Origin of the sequence: Pseudofrankia saprophytica, from assembly GCF_000235425.2 — a bacterium.
In the GTDB taxonomy this organism is placed as follows: domain Bacteria; phylum Actinomycetota; class Actinomycetes; order Frankiales; family Frankiaceae; genus Pseudofrankia; species Pseudofrankia saprophytica.
Genome location: NZ_KI912266.1, coordinates 5,423,543 through 5,441,679 on the forward strand (window position 1 = coordinate 5,423,543; position 18,137 = coordinate 5,441,679).

The window sequence follows — 18,137 nt, forward strand, 5'->3', positions numbered from 1 at the left end:
GGCATGACGGCGCCGGCGGCTCCCCCGTTTGCCGCCGGCGCCGGGAATTGCCCCGGAGAACGACACGCCGCCCGCCCGTCTGACAGGCGACAACGGCGGCCCATCCAATCTCCGGGCCGGGCCCGGCCTGGCGGTCCTCCCCCGAGTCGGACCGCCGGGCCAGGCCCTCGAGCAAAGTATTGGGCAGGTGTGCCGGTACCGGAATCCCAATCAGTTGGGAACTTGGCGTCGGCACAGGTCCAGTTCGACCGCCCAGGCCCTCGCGGCGTCCCGCGGTCTCATCCGGGGGCTGACCTCCGGGTGCAGCTCCTGGTACTTGTCCCGCACCCGTTCCAGCCTGCTGGTCACGGTCCAGGGCGAGATCGACAGCTCGGCGGCGGCGCCCTCGTTGCTGAGCCCGTCACAGGCCACCAAGGTGACGGTCCGTAGCTCGAGCGGGGTCAGCCGCAGCCGCCTGCGACGTTCCCGCGCGAGGTCCAGCGCGGCCCGGACGAGGTCGAGAAGGTGGGCTCGGCTCATCCCGAGGCTCAGCGCGACCTCGGTGAGGTCCTCGCCCTTGGCAAGCTCACGCAGGACGGTGAGCTGGTGGGCGGACAGGTCACCCGACGGCAACGGCCTTCGCCGGTGGTCGCCCAGCAGGAATCCGGCCAGCTGCGCGGAGACATGACAGCCGTCGGTGACCGCCGCCTCGACGGCGACAGTGAACCGGCTGGCAGGCGAGGTCTTCTCCACGAAGCCGATCGCCCCGGCCTCGATGGCATCGAGGACGACCTCCTGGTTGGCCACCCCCGACAGCGCGAGCACCGGCACACCGCGGTGGGTGAGATCGGCGACGGCCGCCGCTCCGGAAAGGCCTCGCGGAAGATGCAGGTCGCAGATGACCAGATCCAGGTCGAGCGTTGGCAGCTCGGCGATCGCGGGTACCTGGGCGACGACGTCGAAGCCGTAGTCCGCCAGGGAGGTACTCAGCGCGGGCCACAGCAGTACGTGGTCGTCGACGATCGCCACGCGAGGTTTCAGCCGGGCCATCGGATCACGACCTTGGTGCCGTCGCCTGACGTGATCGAGACCGTCCCCCCGACCAGCTCCACCGCCGGGAAGGTGCGGCCAAGGCCCCCGCCCGCGCTGACAGCCGCCGTGTCGAAACCCTTGCCCCGGTCTCTCACGACGATCTCGACCGACCCGGCGGTGGCCTGCACGTAAAGATGGGCCGCGACGTCTCGACCCGCATGCTTGCGGACGTTCGTGAGCGCTTCCCTGGTTGCGGCGACAACCGCGTCGGCGACCTCCAGTGGTGGGTCGGACTCGATGTCGATCACGGTGGTGATCTCTGGGAACATCGACTGGACGTCCCCGATCTGCCTGGTGAACGGCGTGTTCGTTCGTATGTCGGCCAGAAACCAGCGAGCCCGGGCGACGCCCTGCCTCGCCGCTTCGTGAACAGGCTCATCGGTGGCACCGCTCGCCACTCGCTCCACTACCGGTAGCAGGTAGTCGTGGATGGTTCGGTGCGCGTCCCTCCTGGCGTGCTCGACAACCGTTTCTCGTTCCCGCCTGGACAGCTCCCGTTCAATGCGTGCGTTTTCCTGTTGCGATTGCAGCGTCTGCTGAGCAAGACTGCGCAGTTCGCGGGCAATCAGCGTCGCGACGACGAACCAAAGGGCGAACCCCAGCAAATCCGAAGCAATCTTGACGGTGTAGTTAGGGTACAGCGCCCCCGACCATCCGAGTCCCAGCACGGAGACGATCGCCGCGCCGACCACCGGCCTTCGGACCCCGAACCCGAGGAGGGCGGGGCACACCAGCGCGAAGGGCAGCAGGACCGTCATCACCGTCGTACGGCTGTCCGCACTGGCCGCACGCGACCCGATCACCATCAGCAGCAGAGAGAACCCCACATCCAACGCGATGGCCTGGCCGTCCCGCGTGCTCCTGACCTTCCGCAGGCGATGGTGCAGGCACGCGGCCTCGACCACGCCCATGAGTGCTACCGCGACCGCGAGCCACGGGTGACGCAGGCGATCCCACGCAAAGACCGGCGGGATGAAAAGAAAGCACGACGTCGCCGACCGCGTATAGGCGATCATCCGTGCCAGCCGTTCCTCGGTGCGCTCTACGACTCCCACCGACGCCCCATCCCTTGTCCGCGCGCCCCCGACCCATCGACACGCACGCCGTCGGTGTTGGCTATCCAGTCGGTGTTGGCTAAGAGCAGGAGATCCGAGGACACCGCAAGGATGGTCGATGTCACAACGCCAGATATGGTCGCCCCACCGGGCCCCAACCAAGACCCACACTACTGTCACACACACAGCGCCGAAGACGTTCCCGTACTAACAGTACCGACCCTGCGGGAATATTCCTCGATGACCCGCGACATGGCCACCAGTCTGACGGTCCTGAGCGCAACACCGTCCACTCCCCCGGCCGCTCACGGTCTCGCGTGGACGATTCAGTCCTGCGGGCCGAGTCGGTCGTCGAGGTGGCACGCGAGGAGGCGTCGCGCGTCGTCCGTTGATCGCCGGCCGGCGAGAACCGCATTGCCGAGCCCGACGGTCAACGCGAGGACGATGGACGCCTCGGCGACGGGATCCCGTTCAGGGGCCAGCCGCCCGTCGGCCTGGCAGGCACGCAGCTGCTCGACAAGCCATGTCTCGAGGGCATCGGGGTCGCTCCCGTAGGGCTGGGCGGCCAGCGCGGGATTGGTGAGCGCGAGCGCGAAGTACTGGTTGTAGAGGACGTAGAGCGATCGACTTTCGGCGTCCAGCGGCAGCGTCGCCGTCAGGACGAACTCGATCCGTGCCCGGCCGGCGGGAGGCAGCACGCCGGAGGCAAGGCGCGGCTGCACCCGCTCGGTGAACTGCTCACCGACCCGGCGCAGGCCGAACAGCAGCAGCTGCTCCTTGGTCTCGAAGTAGTACTGGACCAGCCGCACCGACACCCCGGCCTCGGCCGCCACCTCCCGGAACCCGGCCGCGTGCAACCCCTGTGCGGCCGCGACGCGCAGCAGCGCGTCGGCGATGTGGCGGCGGCGCTGGTCGTGGTCGACCCGTTTCGGCATCGCATCCTTTCGTGGTACAACCGTACCATGAAAGCTCGGGAAGACCGAACGGTCGGCCGGTTCCGTGGTGACAAGCAGCGTGCCAGGTTCCTCGCCGCCTACGACGCGGCGTTCGCCGCGCTGTGGCCGACACCGTGGACGGAAGCCGACCTCGAGACCGATTTCGGTACCACCCATGTGCACCGCTACGGGCCTGACACCGGCGTGCCGGTCGTGTTGCTGCACGGCGCGAGCTCGAACGCGGTCCAGTGGTACCCGTTCCTGAACGCCCTTGGTGCCCGGCACCCGGTGATCGCTCTGGACACCATCGGCGACCCCGGCCGCAGCGTCGCCCGCCGCCCGCTCCATGACCCGCCCGACAGCGCCGCCTGGCTCGACCAGACCCTTGCGGGCCTCGGCGTCTCCCAGGCACATCTGATCGGGCACTCCTACGGCGGCTGGCTGGCCCTCAACCAGGCGCTGCACGCACCGGATCGGCTCATGAGCGTGACCGCGCTCGATCCGGGCGGGCTGGAGAAGGTGAGCGCCCGGTTCATCTGGCTGATGTACCTGAACGGGATGGCCGGTCTCGCTCCGCCGCCGCTGCGCCGACGGCTGGCGGTCTGGCTGGACAACCCGGTCCTGGTCGTCCCCGAGCTCAGGAAGGTCCTGCTGACGGGTGCGCGGGCGTTCCGTACCCGGCGGCCCGCCCCCGAGCCGCTGTCCGATGACGATCTCCGGGCCATCGAGACACCGGCCCTTGTCCTGATCGGGCAGCGCAGCCCGCTGCTGCACCCCGCGCGCGCTCAGGCTCGGGTGGCGCTCATGCCGCACGGCCAGGCCGAGATCCTGCCCGGAGTCGGCCACGGGCCGGGCTTCCAGCGCGGCGACGACGTCGACGTCAACGCCCGGCTTCTCGCCTTCCTCGACGCCACGCAGGACCGCTCCCTACGGGGGTAGGGCAAGGCGGCGGGATCCCCGTCAGGCCATCTCGTAGCGGATGGGGACACGTTTCGGGCCGCCGACGAAGAGGGTTTCGACGTATTCGACGGGGCCGGCCAGCTCGATGGACCGGATCCGGGGCACCAGCTCGGCGTAGAGGGCACGGCCCTCCAGGCGGGCCAGGTGGGTGCCCAGGCAGTAGTGGGCGCCGAAGCCGAAGCCGACGTGCCTGTTCGGCGTGCGGCCGACATCGAAGACGTCCGGGCGCTCGAAGATGGTCTCGTCCCGGTTCGCCGACGGGTAGGAGAGCAGCACCGCGTCGCCGGCGGGGATGGGTACCCCGCGCACGGCGGTGTCCTTCACGGCCGTACGCATGAAGTGCTTGACCGGCGATACCCAGCGGATCATCTCGTCGACCGCGGTCGGCACGAGCGAGGGGTCGGCGGACAGCCGCCGCCACTGCTCCGGGTTCTCCAGCAGGGCGTGCATCCCGCCGGAGATGGCGGCGCTCGTCGTGTCGTGGCCGGCGGTCGCGATCAGCACGTAGTAGCCGACCGCCTCCAGCTCCCCGATCAGATCCCCCTCGATCGTGGCGTTGGCGATCACGGAGGCGAGGTCGTCGGTCGGGTTCTCCCGGCGGTTCGCGATCAGCCCCTGGAAGTACTGGAAGAAGTCCAGCAGCGCCAGCCCGGCCGCCTCGTCGCTCCCGTCTCTGGCCATCTCCGCGTCGTCGGCGCCGAACAGCTCCTGGGTGAGCTTCAGCATCCGCGGGAAGTCCTCCTCGGGCATCCCGAGCAGCGACAGGATCACGTAGAGCGGGTAGTGCGCGGCGACGTCCCGGAAGAAGTCACACTCACCGCCGAGCTCGGCCAGGTGGTCGACGTAGCGTCTGGCGAGCTGGGCTATCCGGTCGGACAGCTTGCGGATGCCGGCCGGCTTGAACCAGTCCGCGCTGATGTGCCGGTAGACCAGATGGTCTGGCGCGTCCATCTGCACGAGCGTGCGCACCGGCGGCGCCGGGGCGTCGGGGTGCTGGTTCACGGTCGTGCGCGGCGCGTTGTGCCACAGCTCCGACTCGCGCGCGATCTCCATGACGTCGTCGTACCGGGTGATGGCCCAGAACGGCGCGTACTTCGCCGACTCCACCCGATGGACGGGCGACTCGCGGCGCAGCAGCGCGGTGGCGGCGTGGAACCGCTTCTCGTCCGCGTACGCGCGCGGGTCGGTGAAGACGCCGGACGCTTCTTCCAGATCCATACCCGGTCCTTTGCCGCCAGCGGATGCGACTGGACGGCGCCCCTACCGGTGCCCGGCCAGGCGGCCGTCCCGACCGCGGTCGGGATCTGGCCCGGCGGGGTACCCGCCGACAGGCCGGCGGCGGACCCGCCTCCAGGACTCGCAATATATCTAGATGTAAGGGCCAGCCGCAACGGTCGGGGCGGCGGGGCGGACACCGCCGCCGCCCCCGCGTCGCGACACGACGCGGGGGCGACCGCTACCACGAGACGCCCGACGCGTTCCCGCGCCGGAGCGGGCTCAGAGGGCTGGTTCGCCCTTGAGCATGCCGCCGGCGTCGATACGCAGGTTGAGGCCGGTGATGTACTTCGCGTCGTCGGAGGCGAGGAACAGCACCAGCGAGCTGACGTCGTTCGGCTCGATGTACGGGATCGGCATCGACTGCAGCACCGGGAACGCCAGCTCCGCGTCCTCGCGGGTCGGGTTCTCCAGGTCGGGACGGAACGTCCGGTAGATCCGGTCGTTCTGCAGCAGGTTGGTGTTGACGTTCGTCGGGTGGATCGCGTTGAGCCGCACGCTGTGCGGAGCCAGCTGCAACGCCAGCACCTCGGTGTACCGGGCCACCGTCTGCTTGGCCCACGAGTAGCCGACCCCGCCGGTGTTCCCCATCACCTCGGTGGTGCCCTTCATCATCCCGGCCGTCGAACCGGTCAGGACGATCGACGCGCCGGCCTTCAGGTGCGGCAGGCTGACCGCGACCGTGTTCATGACGCCGATCAGGTCGACGTCGGTGCCGTCGACGAACCCACCGGCCAGCGACAGGTCGTCCCACGGGCAGACACCCGCGTTCCCAAGGACGATGTCGAGCCGGCCGAACCGGGCCAGCCCCTCGTCCAGCGCCGCGCGCAGCTGGGACCGCTCCCGCACGTCGGCCTTGACCGCCACGATGCCCCGACCGAGCGCCTCGACCTCCTTCACGGTCTGCGCGAGGTCCTCCGGCGTCCCCAGCGGGTATGGCACGCTCGCGATCTGCTCGCACAGGTCGACCGCGATGATGTCCGCGCCCTCCCCGGCAAGCCGCACCGCGTGGCTACGGCCCTGGCCGCGCGCGGCCCCGGTGATGAACGCGACCCGGCCATCGAGCTTGCCCATGCTGAGTCCTCCAGGTTGTTCGAGCGGTCGGTGCGGCCAGGCAACCGGCGGCCGGCCGGGGTCGGTGAACGGCACCAGACCCCGGGAGCGCTTGGAACCGGTGTAGCCGTCGGCGACGATTCCCCATCGGTCTCGCGATCGGTCTCGCGGCACACCCTCTAGATATTGGATATTTCCGCTCGACGACGGGAGCGTCAAGCGACCGCCTCGGAGTCACCGATGGGATCCGGGCGACTCCGAGGCGGTCGTGGGGCCGCCCGCTCAGGCGACGGACCCCGAGGAGCCGACCAGGTTCAGGCCGATCACACCGGCGATGATCAGCCCGAGCGAGACGCCCTTGGCCCAGCTCATCGCCTCGCCGAGGAAGAACACGCCGACCACCGCCACCGCCGCGGTGCCGAGGCCCGCCCAGATCGCGTAGGTCACCGACACCGACAGGGTCCGGACCACGAGGGCGAGCAGCCAGATGGACAGGCCATAGCCAAACAGCACGATCGCGGACCACAGCGGGTCCTTGAAGCCGTCGGCGCGCGGGAGCAGCGCGGAGGCCGCGACCTCGCTGCCGATCGCGGTGGCGAGCATGGCAAGGGCTGCGTACATGACGTCCCTCCGAACGTAGCGAACGCTACAAGCGTAGCACTCGCTACGTCTGGATGTAGCAATCGCTACGCCCCTACTATGTGGGCCTCATGGGACGCCGAGAGGACCTGCTCGACCAGGTCACCGATCACGTGCTGGAGCACGGTCTCATCGGTCTGACGCTCCGCCCGGTCGCCGCGGCGATCGGCACCAGCGACCGGATGATCATCTACCACTTCGGCAGTCGCGATGAGCTGGTCGCGGCCGTCGTCACGCGCGCGGAGGACCGGGCGGTCGCCGCCGTCGACGCACTCGCCGGCGTCGCCGGAGTACGCCAGGGCGTCAACGCCCTGTGGGCGGCCCTCCAGACCGACCCGCTCCACCGCTGCACGGACGTCTACGTGCAGGCCGCGGCAACCGGGCTGATCGGCCAGGAGCGCTTCGCCACCATCGTCAGGGAGGCGAACGAGCGATGGGTGCGGGCGCTACAGGCCTACCTCGTCCGCTGCGGCGCTCCCCCGGAAAGGGTCGGCCGCATCGTCCGGCTCGTCGACTCCAGCCTGTACGGGTTCCACCTCGACCTGAGTACCGACCGGCCCGACGAGCTGGCCCTGGGCGTCGACGACCTCGCGACCGCCGCCCAGGCCATCGCCGACGGCTCGGACCTGGCGACCCGGGCCGACGAGTGCGGCTAGGATCCTAGAGAGTAAGCGCTCGCAAACAACTGCTTCGCAAACAACTGCGCCGTAGCCGACCGGCGAGAACCAGGAGCACACGATGCCGAGGCCGAACTGGCAGCTGCTTCCGGACCCCGAGCCGCAGGAACGCAGCTACTCGATCGTCTCGGTGGACGATCACCTGACCGAGCCCGCCGACATCTTCGTCAAGCGCTTCCCGGCGAACCTCCGCGACCAGGCACCTCAGGTGATCACGACGCCGGACGGGTCGGAGGCCTGGCTCTACCGGGACCGCCTCTACCGCGACAACGGGATGAGCGTCGTCGCCGGGCGCCCGAAGTCCGAATGGACCCTCGACCCACTGAACTTCAGCGAGATGCGCCAGGCCGCGTGGGACGTGCACGCCCGGGTGAAGGACATGGACCTCGACGGCATCTGGGCGTCGCTGTGCTTCCCGTCCGGCGCGTGGGGCTTCACCGGCCGCGTGCTGTCGATGAACAACGACGAGGAGGTCGGCCTCGCCGCGGTCCGCGCGTGGAACAGCTGGATGATCGAGGAATGGCACGGCGCCTACCCGGAGCGCTTCATCCCGATGCAGCTGCCCTGGTTCAAGGACCCGAAGGTCGCCGCCGACGAGGTCCGCCGCAACGCCGAGCTCGGCTTCACGTCGGTGTCGTTCCTCGAGTCGCCGCACCTGCTCAAGCTCCCGCCGATCACCAACCACAAGCACTGGGAGCCGTTCTTCAAGGCGTGCGAGGAGACCGACACGGTCATCTCGCTGCACTGCGGCGCCAGCGGCTTCGTCCTGCAGGGCTCACCCGGCGGCGGCCTGAACGTGCAGACGTCGCTGTTCCCGGCCGGCGCCTTCTGCGCGGCCGTCGACTGGGTGTGGGCGGGCATCCCGGCGCTCTACCCGAATCTGAAGATCGCGCTGAGCGAGGGCGGCATCGGCTGGGTGCCGATGGCGATCAACCGCCTCGACTACGTGCTCGCACACTCCGGCAGCGGCGGCACGCCGTGGACCTACGACGTGACGCCCAGCGAGGCGCTGCGCCGCAACTTCTACTTCTGCATGCTCGACGACCCAGGCACGCTCGACCAGCGCCACATGATCGGCGTCGACCACATCCTGTTCGAGACCGACTTCCCGCACGCCGACTCGACCTGGCCGGGCTCGCAGGACCTGCTGCGCAAGCGCTTCGCCGACATCCCCCAGCATGAGGCCGTGATGATCGCCGGTGGCAACGCCGCGAGGCTGTTCCGCCAGCCGCTCCCCCAGAGCAGTGACTGGCCGACGATCGCCGCGTAGGCCTGCTACGCCGGGCAGGCCTGCTGCCGAGGCTCATCGGGCAGGCTCGCCGAGCAGCGCACTGGCTGCGGTCGCCGGGCCGGGTGGCCCTCCTCGCGGGGGTGGCCGACACCGCGAGGAGGGTGCCCGGCGGGTCAGGCGGTCAGTGCGGCTGGGCCGACGGCGGAGCTGGTGTCCAGGAACGCGTCGGGCACCGGGTAGTCCCCGGCGATGAAGGTCAGCACGGCCGCGTGCATGGCCTCGACCGGCGCGATCGTCGCCGCGGTCGCGATGCCGCCGCTGTCGGTCACGTTCGTCATCGCGTACAGGTAGGTGTGCGCGGCCGCGTTCTCCAGGCCGAGCGCGAAGGTGGCGAGCTCGGGGACCGACTTCGTCGCCTTCAGCTTCGCGACCTCCGACGCGGCGATCGTCAGCGGCGTTCCGGTGATCATCGGCAGTTTGGCTCCGGACAGCACCCCGTTCCACGCCTTCGCGTGATCGACATGCTGCGCGCGGGCGACCGTCGCGAACTCGCCGACGGCGGCCGGCACCGTGCCGTAGTCGCCGGCGGTCGCCTTCGCCAGCGCCATCGTGTAGGCGGCGACGGCGAGGTTCTCCAACGCGGCCGCCAGCGCGACCACCCTCAGGTCGCCGGTGTACGGGCTGGCCGCCCGGGTGGGGGTCGCCCCCATGGCCGGCCGGTTCCCGCCCCCGTCCGAGCCGCCGCACGCCGCGAGCAGACCCGCTCCGGCCGCGGCCAGGCCACCGAGCAGCACGCCACGCCGGCTGGTCGCTCTGCCGGCCACCCTCCCGATCATGGCCCGCGTGGTGCTGGTCGAGTCGCGCAGCTGCTCCAACGCGGTCGGGAAGGTGTCCCGATGCAGCCCGTCGAGATCCTTCGTCAGCGCGCGCAGTTCCGCGTCTCCGATGCCCATCTCGCCGCGCCGACGCCCGTCCGGCCCGATCTGGTCGTGTCGGGTCTGGTCGTTCCGGGTCATGCAACCGCTCCTTCAGTCGCCGGGGAGGCCATCGAGGTCGGGTAGAAGGCGTCGGGGAAGCCGACGCCACCGGCGGCCTTCGGGAGCTTCGCCGCGTCGGGCGGCAACGCGATCAGGTCGGCCGCGCCGCCACCGAGCAGCGCCGAGACCGCGAGCAGGATGGCCCGGTGCTGCGCCTCGACGGCGGCGACGCTGCCGAACAGCTGGCGCAGCATCGAGCTGCCCACCTGGCTGACGTTCTTGGTGTAGGTCTGCGCGGCGACGTCCTCCAGGGTGATCGCGAGCGACACGACGTCGCCGGGACCCTTGATCGTCGGTATCGCCTCCTCGACGACCTTCGCGTACTTCGGGTCCGGAGCGCTCTGGGCCTGACCACCGAGCCTGACCACCGCGGCGTTGAACGCCCCGGCGTGATCCACGTGCTGCTTCATCGTCGTCATCGCGAACGCCTTCACGACGGCGTTCGCCTCGGCACCGCCGATGAACGGCAGCGTCAGCGCCGTCGTGTAGGTGCTGACCGCCAGGTTCTCGATCGACGCGGCGGTCTGCAGGATCGCCACGTCCATCGTCGCCGCCGAGCCACGGGTCGCCGTCGCGAGCACCCCCGCGCCGGCCAGGCCGACGGCCAGGGCCGCGCCGCGCCGTACCGATCTGGTGGCGGGCTCGGTCGACTCGACCAGGTCGGCGACGGCCACGCGGCTGCCCCGCATGGCATCACTGTGCAGGTCCTCGGACGCCTCGCTCAGTTCCCGCAGGCGTCGGTCGTCAACGGTGTCAGACACCGCATCCCTCCTGATTGCCGATGAGGCTCGACGGTCACCATGGGTGCTCACCTATGAGCACATAGGTCACCGATGCCGCCAGTGGTGGCCGTGCCAACGGTGTGCGTACCGCCACGATCACATACTGTTGATCACACGACGGGTTGACGATGACGCGGCCAGCACCGGCTGCTTACAAGAGGTATTCGGAGCCATCGGCTGGGCGGATGGGTGCGAGTTCGCAGGAATACGCGGCCGACGCCGCGGGCGGCGTGGCCCGTACGGGGTCGTGCCGCCGGGCCCGGAGAACGGGCCCGGCGGCACGACGTGTTCTGCCTGGTCAGGGCGGTGTCTAGCCGGCGAACCTGGCCACGACCTGGCGGGTCACCTGCGCGGGCGCCTCGGCGTGACGGTCGAAGCGCATCGAGTAGGTGGCCCTGCCCTGGGTGCGGGAACGCAGGTCACCGACATAGCCGAACATCTCCGCCAGTGGAACGACGGCGGTGACCACCCGGGCGCCGCGACGGTCGTCCAGCGTGCGGACGGTGCCGCGGCGGGCGGTGAGGTCGCCGATGACGTCACCGAGGTACTCCGGTGGCGTCACGACCTCGACGGCCATCACGGGCTCGAGCAGGACCGGACCGGCCTGGCGGGCCGCCGCCCTGAACGCCATGGCTGCGGCGGTACGGAACGCCACGTCGGAGGAGTCCTTCTCGTGGTGCTGCCCGTCGACGAGCTCCACCCGGACCCCGACGACCGGCTGGCCGGCCAGCACCCCGGCCTGCATGGCGTCGCCGATGCCGGCCTCGACGGCCGGGACGTACTCCTTCGGCACCGCGCCCCCGGTGACGACGTTGTGGAACTCGTACGTCGGATCGTCCGGGCTGGTGCGTGGCAACGGCGCCACGTTGACGACGACCTTCGCATACTGCCCGCGCCCTCCGTCCTGTTTCCTGTGCAGGTACGTCACCTGTTCGACCGCCCGGCCGATGGTCTCCCGGTACGACACCCGCGGGGCGCCGATGGTGACGGCGACGCCGAAGTCGGCGCGCATCCGTTCGACCAATATCTGCAGGTGCAGCTCGCCCATGCCGGCGAGAATGGTCTGCCCGGTCTCCGGGTCCTGGTGGGCCCGGAACGTCGGGTCCTCCGCGGCGAGACTCGCGATCGCCGCCGGGAGCCCGTCGGAATCGGCCCTGGTCCTTGGTTCGACCGCGACCGAGATCACCGGTTCCGGGAACGTCATCGACTCCAGCAGCACGGGGCGCGCCGGATCGCACAGCGTGTCGCCGGTGGTGGTGTGTTTCAGGCCCTGCACGGCGACGATCTCGCCGGCCGTGGCCGCCGGCCTTTCGGTGCGGCGGTCGGCGTGCAGCTGGTAGACCTTGCCGATCCTCTCCTTCCGGTCCCGGGTCGTGTTCATCACCTGAGCGCCGCCGGCCACCTGCCCGGAATAGACCCGGAGATAGGTGAGCCTGCCCAGGTGCTGGTCTATCTGCACCTTGAACGCGAGCGCGGCGAACGGCTGGTCGGGCGCGCATGGACGTTGCACCGTGGACCTTCCGTCCGGAGTGACGCCAGATACCGGCGGTACGTCCAGCGGGCTCGGCAGGTAGTCGACGACCGCGTCCAGCAACGGCTGGACTCCCTTGTTCCTGAACGCGGACCCGCACAGCACCGGGTTGGCGGCACCCGCGATCGTGGCGCGGCGGATGCCGGCCCTGATCTCGGCGGCGGTCAGGCCGACGTCGGTCAGGTCGACGTCGCCGCCGAGGTACCGCTCCAGCACCGTGTCATCCACCGCGGAGAGGGTCTCCAGCAGCCGTTCCCGGTGGTCATGGGCCTCCTTCCGCAGCCGGGCCGGGATCTCGCCGACGACGAGGTCGTCGCCCACCCAGGTCAGGGCGGTCATCTCCACCAGGTCGACGACGCCGGCGAAGTCCGGCCCGGAGCCGATCGGCAGCTGCGTCACCAGCGGAGTGACGCCGAGCCGGTCGACCATCATGTCGACGCAGCGGAACAGGTCGGCGCCGACCCGGTCCATCTTGTTGACGAAACAGAGCCGCGGCACGTCGTACCTGTCCGCCTGCCGCCACACGTTCTCGGTCTGCGGTTCGACGCCGGCGACCCCGTCGAAGGCGGTGACGCAGCCGTCGAGAACCCGAAGCGACCGTTCTACTTCAACGGTGAAGTCGACGTGGCCAGGGGTGTCGATGATCTGGATGGTGTGGCCGCGCCATGCGCAGCGGGTCGCCGCCGCCGTGATCGTGATACCGCGGTCCCGTTCCTGCGCGGTGGTGTCCATGACCGTCGTGCCGTCATGGACCTCTCCCATCTTGTAGGTGGTGCCGGTGTAGAACAGGATCCGCTCGGTCATGGTGGTCTTGCCGGCGTCGATGTGGGCCATGATGCCGATGGTGCGGAGCTCTGCCGGGCCGGTGTGGTTGGTACGCGCCGGTGTCATCGCCGGTTCTCCCAGGTCGTGTTCGCGATGAATGGACACGAGGGAGCCCGCGGTCAGGCGGACGGAACGCGGACGTCGCCGGCCGGAAGGCCGGACGAGGGGACGCGTCGATACGGCGGTTGTGGCGGAACGCCGCCGGGCCTAACCGCGGGCGGCGGTGGATGCCAGCGTGAACCGGTGCAGCACGCGCCCGACCGACAGCGCGGCGGCCCGACGGGCGGCGGCGCGCTGCTGGGAACGCGGGACTGTCATCTCCGGTCTCCCATCATCACGGTCTGGTGCGGGTGATGTTAGGGGCGCTCACCGACCACGTCGACCGGATTTCCCGCCGGGTGCCATAGTCGCGAGATGACACCGGGGGAAACGCGGACCCTGGAGGCGGTGCGGGCCGAGCTGGCCCGTCTCGCGCGCTACGACGACGAGTCACTCGTCCACGACGTCTGGATCAGGCAGCGCTACGAGGGCGGGTTCGCCGGGACCTACGCGCCCGCCCGCGCGGAGGCCGTGGTCACCGCCTGGCACGAGGCGGGGCACGCGGTGGCGGCGCTCGCCGTCCGGGCCCGGTTCAGTTCGGCGTCGATCCGGGCCGGCGGCCGCAGCTCCGGCCGGGTTCACTCGATCGCGGGTGGTGGCGCGGACGGGTTCGTGATCGCGGCCGGTGGGCGGGTCGCGGAGGGTCTGCGGAGCTGGACGCTGCCGTCCTCCGACGCCGAGGTGCGGGCGTGGCTTGCGTCATGGCGCAATGACGGCGGGGACGCGCGGCGTTTCCGGGCCGGGCTGGCCGGAACCCGGTTCGCCGCCGACGAGATCGCTGCCTGGCGGCACTGCGTGGACAGGTTGACACCATTGCGCCTGGGAATCCGGTCACTGGCGCGCGGCCTGTTGGTATGGCCACGGCACCTGCCGTATGCGGTGGCGGCGGCACTCGCCGGCCCATCGGCGGGACACCGGGTGGAAGTCAGGCCACCGAGTGGGTGAGCACGCAGCTGTACGCGCCCGCGACCGCGGACGCCGGGATGGTCACCGTCAGTGTCGGTGAGCCGAGCGCGGCGGTCGGTCGGGGGGTGATGCTGACGGCGGCCCGGGCCGGCCATGCCGGCAGGCTCAGCGTGAGCGTGAGGACGACCAGCGCCACAGACGCGCCGACCGCCCTCGCCGCGCGAGGGCGCGCGGCGGCGCGGGGGCGGGCGGTCGCGGTCGGCGGCTCGTCCAGCGCCGACGGCTCGACCGCCTCGGACGGCTCGACCGGCGCCGCGGGAGGGCGGTTCGGGCCTGGCGGGCCGGCCGTAGCCGCGCTCGCGCCGGGCGCTGGTCACGGCTGCCGCCGTGCTGGTGCTGGCTGGCAGGTTCGCCGCCAGGCGGCGCGGATCGCGGCCGGTTCGGCCACATACGGGCGGCACGGGCCCGCACTGAACGGGGCTGAACTGGCCAGGAGAATCTGCTACTCAGCTGTGCGAGTTAATGACGCGGAAACCACACGCGAAGTTGCCCCTGCAACATTCCCAGAGCCCCGGCCCGTCATCCCGCCTAGCGGCACGGTACCCAGGCAAACCACCTCGCGCGCCGGGGGAATCCGGCCGTGACATCCGCATCGACAGTATCGTCCAGGAATGCGATAATCCCCAACGGATCACGGTAACGTGAGCACCGCGGGGCCCGTCGGGTGCGCGCCGGCCGGGTCGGATTCCCGACACGGCGAGGCCCGGCACGGATTCCTTGTCCACCCATTCCTCGGGTCTAATCTGCCGTCCGACGTCCCGCCGATCCGGCGGAACACCGGCCACCGGCGGTGTCGGCCCGCCGGCTCTGAGTTCGACGCGGGCGCCGCGATCCGCCGCCCGCGCCTACCGGCCAGGGATGAGGAGGTTTCGAGGATGCTGGGAACAGCAAGGACGAGAAAAACACGCTGGGCACTGGTGCCGGTGCTGCTCGCCGCGTCGTTCGCGCTTATCGCGAGCGAGGGCGGCGTCGCTCAGGCCGGCGGCCTGCCAAGCGCGACCTGCCCGAGCGGTATTCGGGCGAACATAATCATTCCTGGTACAGACGCGCCGGTTCACTCGGCCGTCCACATAGACACCGGTTTCTACGCGCTGAGCGGATACTTCTGGCCGCCGGGGACGCTGATCGCCTGCAAGACCCAGCACAAGGCGGGCCATCCCCTCGTGCGCCCGGGCGGCACCGGCTGCCACCAGGGCGCGCTGCCGCTGCAGATCCCGAACGAGCTCCCGGTCGACTTCACGACGCCCCTGGCGGTCGACTGGGGGACGCTCCTGCCTGCCGGTTGGTACTTCGGTGGTGACCGCGGCGCCGACTGGTCGACCGTCTGCTGGTACCCGCGGCAGCCGGCGAGCGATGGCACCCCCGCCGGTGCGTCGGTGCCACCTGCCACCCCGGCGGCACCGACGCCCAGCTGAGGCCAACCGCCGGGTGCCCGGCGGCGCGGCCAGAAGCACAGACAGCCGCATGAGTCGCGGTTCGCGGCCCGAGTGCCGCGAACCGCGACATTTAGCGCGCAAAGCTCCTCGCGAGGTCAGGCCACTTTCTATTTGACGACGATCCGGACGCGGCCGAGATTCTGGACGAGGGTGTAGGCCGCCCCGGCGTCTCCTTGCCGCTGAGAGGTGACCCGGACGACGGCGAAATAGGTACCGGGCTTGGTGAAAACGTGGTTGGTGGTCAGCCGCACGGAGCTATCGATCTTGCCGAGTCTGGAGCTTTCCGAGTAGCTGCCGGTTCCGTCGAAGTCCCATTCGACTCGGGTGATCCTGCCGGCGTCCGGTGGCTCCCGCGCGTCCACGGAGAGGGTGACGGCCTGACCGGTCCTCGCGTCCGCGCGGACGGCCGGCTTGATCTTGTCCTTTCCGACCTTGGTGATGCTCAGGCTGACGACCGGCTGGACGCCGCCTCGCTGGTCGGCGGTGGTGGCGAGGTGGATCTGGGTGTTCTCGTCGATCGTGTAACCCGTGGTGGCGGGGGGTGGAGTTCCGCGGGTGACCCAGGCGTCGAGGTCGAGCAGCGCCTGCTGGAGCTCACCGTCGTAGCTGACGATGTGGGTCAGGGCGGCCTTCGTGGGCGGCGGGCCGTGTCCGGCGTTGTCCATGTACCACAGGCGGTAGCTGCCATCCAGGTTCGATCCGAGGATGGCCTTGGCCTGCTGGCGGTACCAGTCGGCAGACCAGGGGAACGCCAGGGCGTCGAGGGTCGACGCCAGCATGATCATCTTTCCGTGGAACCTGCCGGTGGGAACTCCGCCGCTGCCCTGCTGGGCGAAGACCGGCCCTGTGAGCGCCGCCCGCTGCGGGTAGAGCGGCTTGCCGCTGGCGTCGCGGAACTGGTCCCACGCGGTCAGGCCCTGGTCGGCAGGTGGGACCTGGTGGCGCTGGTAGTACTGCAGGGCGAGATACCAGGAGTTGTCGAGGCGTACCTGGTCGCCGGGCTTGATCGCGCTGGTCACCGAAGTGTCCGCGCCGCGTTCGAAGGTGAGGGTGTTCCCACTCGCGCTGTCGAGCGCGACGGACTTGCCCGCGGCGGCGCCGCTCGTGACGTCGATGTCGGCGCCGGTCAGGTCGCCGGTCGGCGGGCCGGAGAGCTCCAGGCCGGTCGGGGGTGAGCCGACGAGGCCCGTGACGGTGGCGGTGTACTGGATCCGGGCCTTCGCGACCGACGAGGCCGGGTCGGTGCCGGCATATCCCGGCTTCGTCCAGAAGTCGTCCACATAGGTCGGGTCGAGTACCCGGACGCCCACGCCGATGGCCGCGACCTGGTTGGGGCTCATGTTCGCGTAGTCCCACCAGCCGTTCAGCGGGAAGCCGAGCCGGGCCGTCTCGCGCAGGACCGCCCGCTGCTCCGCGTCGAGGCCGGCGTAGGGGTCACCGCTGCCGCCGGGCTCCATCGCGTCGTCGATCTGGGGGAGCTTGTCCTTCAGCACCCGCAGCCCCAACGACTCCACGGTCAGATTGCTCGGGAGCGCGTTCGAGGTGCCGGGGACCATCGGTACCGCGCCGTCGTAGACGCCGTCGGTGTTCTCCATCGCGGCGAGGGTCTGGTAGGCACCGCCACTCGCGCCGTACAGGTAGCCACGCGGCCGGGCGGAGTCGCCGTATACCTGTGCCGCGACCACACGGGAGAACTTCGCGGACGCAGCGTTGAGCTCGTAACCCGCGATCACGCCGCCCGCGGGCAGGCCGCCGGCATTGTTGTCCGACACCACATAGGAGTTGTTCGAGATCGCGAAGACGACCGTCGCCGGATCAGCGTCCTCGGTGGAGAGCGTGGGGTAGGTCGACTCGAAGAACCGACCGGCGTACTTGTCCGGGAAGTAGAAGGAGAACTTCCCGGCGGTCCCCGTGAAGCCGCCGTGCACGTAGCGGACGTTCACGGTGACCCTGGTGGCCGGATCGGTGATCGTCCGGCGCTCATCGAGGTCCACGTAGGGCTTGTTCAGCGCCGGGTCGACACAGGACTCGGTCACCAGGGGACCGCCGTTGTCCCCGGTCTCGCAGGGCGCTCCCGCCGTCGGTTCGGTGCCGATGGTCAACGGGCTCCCGACGTTGCTCTTCAACGCCTGCGCGGGAGTGGTCGGCGAGCTGGGGGCGGCGTCAGCATTCGACGAACAGGACGCGACCGCGGCGATGCCGACGATCGCCACCGCCGCTGGAACGGAAAACAATGATCGACTTCGACCACCACCGCCCCCGGCGGTCGATCGCGTTAACAAACGCCTCACATTTCCTCCCATGATCGTCTGGCCTGGAGACGCGTCGACGCCCGCGGCCCGTCGGCGGGGCTCCCGGCTTGTTCGTCGCGGCCCCCTGCGGATGGCACACCGCCATCCGGCCCGGACCCGAGACCACGCCCCCGGGCATCGGGGCGCCTCCGGCCGCCCGGCCTCCAGCCGCCCCGGTTCCGACCGGATCTCGCGCGCCTCGACCGGCCGCGTCGGCACGCTGGCGATCCTGACCTACGCCCAAACCTGAGTCAACTTTTAAATTCGACGTCAC

16 protein-coding genes are annotated in these 18,137 nt (G+C 70.2%); 5 read left to right on the forward strand and 11 right to left on the reverse strand.

All coding sequences use genetic code 11. The features are described 5' to 3' along the window. Window positions 1-210 precede the first annotated feature (210 nt). The 3 genes from FRCN3DRAFT_RS0222825 to FRCN3DRAFT_RS0222835 form a co-directional block, all read right to left on the reverse strand. Window positions 211-1,029 (reverse strand): response regulator, encoded by an 819-nt coding sequence (locus tag FRCN3DRAFT_RS0222825; protein WP_007511389.1) that lies wholly within the window; start codon window positions 1,027-1,029, stop codon window positions 211-213. Next, on the reverse strand, window positions 1,017-2,126 hold the full coding sequence (locus FRCN3DRAFT_RS45755) for a sensor histidine kinase (protein WP_007511387.1): 1,110 nt from the start codon (window positions 2,124-2,126) through the stop codon (window positions 1,017-1,019). The genes FRCN3DRAFT_RS0222825 and FRCN3DRAFT_RS45755 overlap by 13 nt, the downstream gene beginning before the upstream one ends. 326 nt (window positions 2,127-2,452) lie before the next feature. Next, on the reverse strand, window positions 2,453-3,061 hold the full coding sequence (locus FRCN3DRAFT_RS0222835) for a TetR/AcrR family transcriptional regulator (RefSeq protein ID WP_007511385.1): 609 nt from the start codon (window positions 3,059-3,061) through the stop codon (window positions 2,453-2,455). A gap of 27 nt (window positions 3,062-3,088) precedes the next feature. On the opposite strand from FRCN3DRAFT_RS0222835, the gene FRCN3DRAFT_RS0222840 reads away from it, so the two are divergent. Next, entirely contained in the window at window positions 3,089-4,000 is a 912-nt protein-coding gene (locus FRCN3DRAFT_RS0222840) for an alpha/beta fold hydrolase (RefSeq protein ID WP_007511384.1), read from the forward strand. A gap of 21 nt (window positions 4,001-4,021) precedes the next feature. On the opposite strand, the gene FRCN3DRAFT_RS0222845 is transcribed toward FRCN3DRAFT_RS0222840, so the two are convergent. From FRCN3DRAFT_RS0222845 to FRCN3DRAFT_RS0222855, 3 genes are all read right to left on the reverse strand, one after another. Further along, entirely contained in the window at window positions 4,022-5,239 is a 1,218-nt protein-coding gene (locus FRCN3DRAFT_RS0222845; RefSeq protein ID WP_007511382.1) for a cytochrome P450, read from the reverse strand. Between the two features lie 279 nt (window positions 5,240-5,518). Then, the gene (locus tag FRCN3DRAFT_RS0222850; protein ID WP_007511380.1) at window positions 5,519-6,370 is read right to left on the reverse strand and encodes a mycofactocin-coupled SDR family oxidoreductase; all 852 of its coding nucleotides are present in this window, start codon (window positions 6,368-6,370) and stop codon (window positions 5,519-5,521) included. A 261-nt stretch (window positions 6,371-6,631) separates the two neighbouring features. Further along, on the reverse strand, window positions 6,632-6,970 hold the full coding sequence (locus tag FRCN3DRAFT_RS0222855; protein WP_007511378.1) for a DMT family transporter: 339 nt from the start codon (window positions 6,968-6,970) through the stop codon (window positions 6,632-6,634). Window positions 6,971-7,059: 89 nt separating this feature from the next. Here FRCN3DRAFT_RS0222855 and FRCN3DRAFT_RS0222860 point away from each other — a divergent pair, with 89 nt between their 5' ends. Together FRCN3DRAFT_RS0222860 and FRCN3DRAFT_RS0222865 are read left to right on the forward strand one after the other, a co-directional pair. Further along, entirely contained in the window at window positions 7,060-7,644 is a 585-nt protein-coding gene (locus FRCN3DRAFT_RS0222860) for a TetR/AcrR family transcriptional regulator (protein ID WP_007511376.1), read from the forward strand. Between the two features lie 82 nt (window positions 7,645-7,726). Continuing rightward, window positions 7,727-8,935 (forward strand): amidohydrolase family protein, encoded by a 1,209-nt coding sequence (locus FRCN3DRAFT_RS0222865; RefSeq protein WP_007511374.1) that lies wholly within the window; start codon window positions 7,727-7,729, stop codon window positions 8,933-8,935. Window positions 8,936-9,069: 134 nt separating this feature from the next. Here FRCN3DRAFT_RS0222865 and FRCN3DRAFT_RS0222870 read toward each other — a convergent pair whose 3' ends face one another. From FRCN3DRAFT_RS0222870 to fusA, 3 genes are all read right to left on the reverse strand, one after another. Continuing rightward, window positions 9,070-9,912, reverse strand: coding sequence for a ferritin-like domain-containing protein (locus tag FRCN3DRAFT_RS0222870; RefSeq protein ID WP_007511373.1), 843 nt, complete (start codon window positions 9,910-9,912; stop codon window positions 9,070-9,072). Continuing rightward, complete coding sequence (locus tag FRCN3DRAFT_RS0222875; protein ID WP_007511371.1) at window positions 9,909-10,694, reverse strand: ferritin-like domain-containing protein; 786 nt, start codon at window positions 10,692-10,694, stop codon at window positions 9,909-9,911. The genes FRCN3DRAFT_RS0222870 and FRCN3DRAFT_RS0222875 overlap by 4 nt, the downstream gene beginning before the upstream one ends. A 331-nt stretch (window positions 10,695-11,025) precedes the next feature. Beyond that, window positions 11,026-13,137 carry an elongation factor G gene (gene fusA / locus FRCN3DRAFT_RS0222880; RefSeq protein ID WP_007511369.1) on the reverse strand — a complete coding sequence of 704 codons (2,112 nt, stop codon included), beginning with the start codon at window positions 13,135-13,137 and terminating at the stop codon, window positions 11,026-11,028. A 348-nt stretch (window positions 13,138-13,485) separates the two neighbouring features. Here fusA and FRCN3DRAFT_RS0222890 point away from each other — a divergent pair, with 348 nt between their 5' ends. Then, entirely contained in the window at window positions 13,486-14,115 is a 630-nt protein-coding gene (locus tag FRCN3DRAFT_RS0222890; protein WP_007511365.1) for a hypothetical protein, read from the forward strand. Here the strand turns inward: FRCN3DRAFT_RS0222890 and FRCN3DRAFT_RS54235 are convergent. After that, entirely contained in the window at window positions 14,096-14,272 is a 177-nt protein-coding gene (locus FRCN3DRAFT_RS54235; protein WP_007511362.1) for a hypothetical protein, read from the reverse strand. The two genes, FRCN3DRAFT_RS0222890 and FRCN3DRAFT_RS54235, sit on opposite strands and share 20 nt — an antisense overlap. A 739-nt stretch (window positions 14,273-15,011) precedes the next feature. Here FRCN3DRAFT_RS54235 and FRCN3DRAFT_RS49745 point away from each other — a divergent pair. Next, on the forward strand, window positions 15,012-15,551 hold the full coding sequence (locus FRCN3DRAFT_RS49745) for a hypothetical protein (RefSeq protein WP_007511360.1): 540 nt from the start codon (window positions 15,012-15,014) through the stop codon (window positions 15,549-15,551). 128 nt (window positions 15,552-15,679) lie between these two features. Here the strand turns inward: FRCN3DRAFT_RS49745 and FRCN3DRAFT_RS0222905 are convergent, their stop codons facing one another. Beyond that, on the reverse strand, window positions 15,680-17,785 hold the full coding sequence (locus tag FRCN3DRAFT_RS0222905; RefSeq protein ID WP_007511358.1) for a PKD domain-containing protein: 2,106 nt from the start codon (window positions 17,783-17,785) through the stop codon (window positions 15,680-15,682). Between the last annotated feature and the right edge of the window lie 352 nt (window positions 17,786-18,137).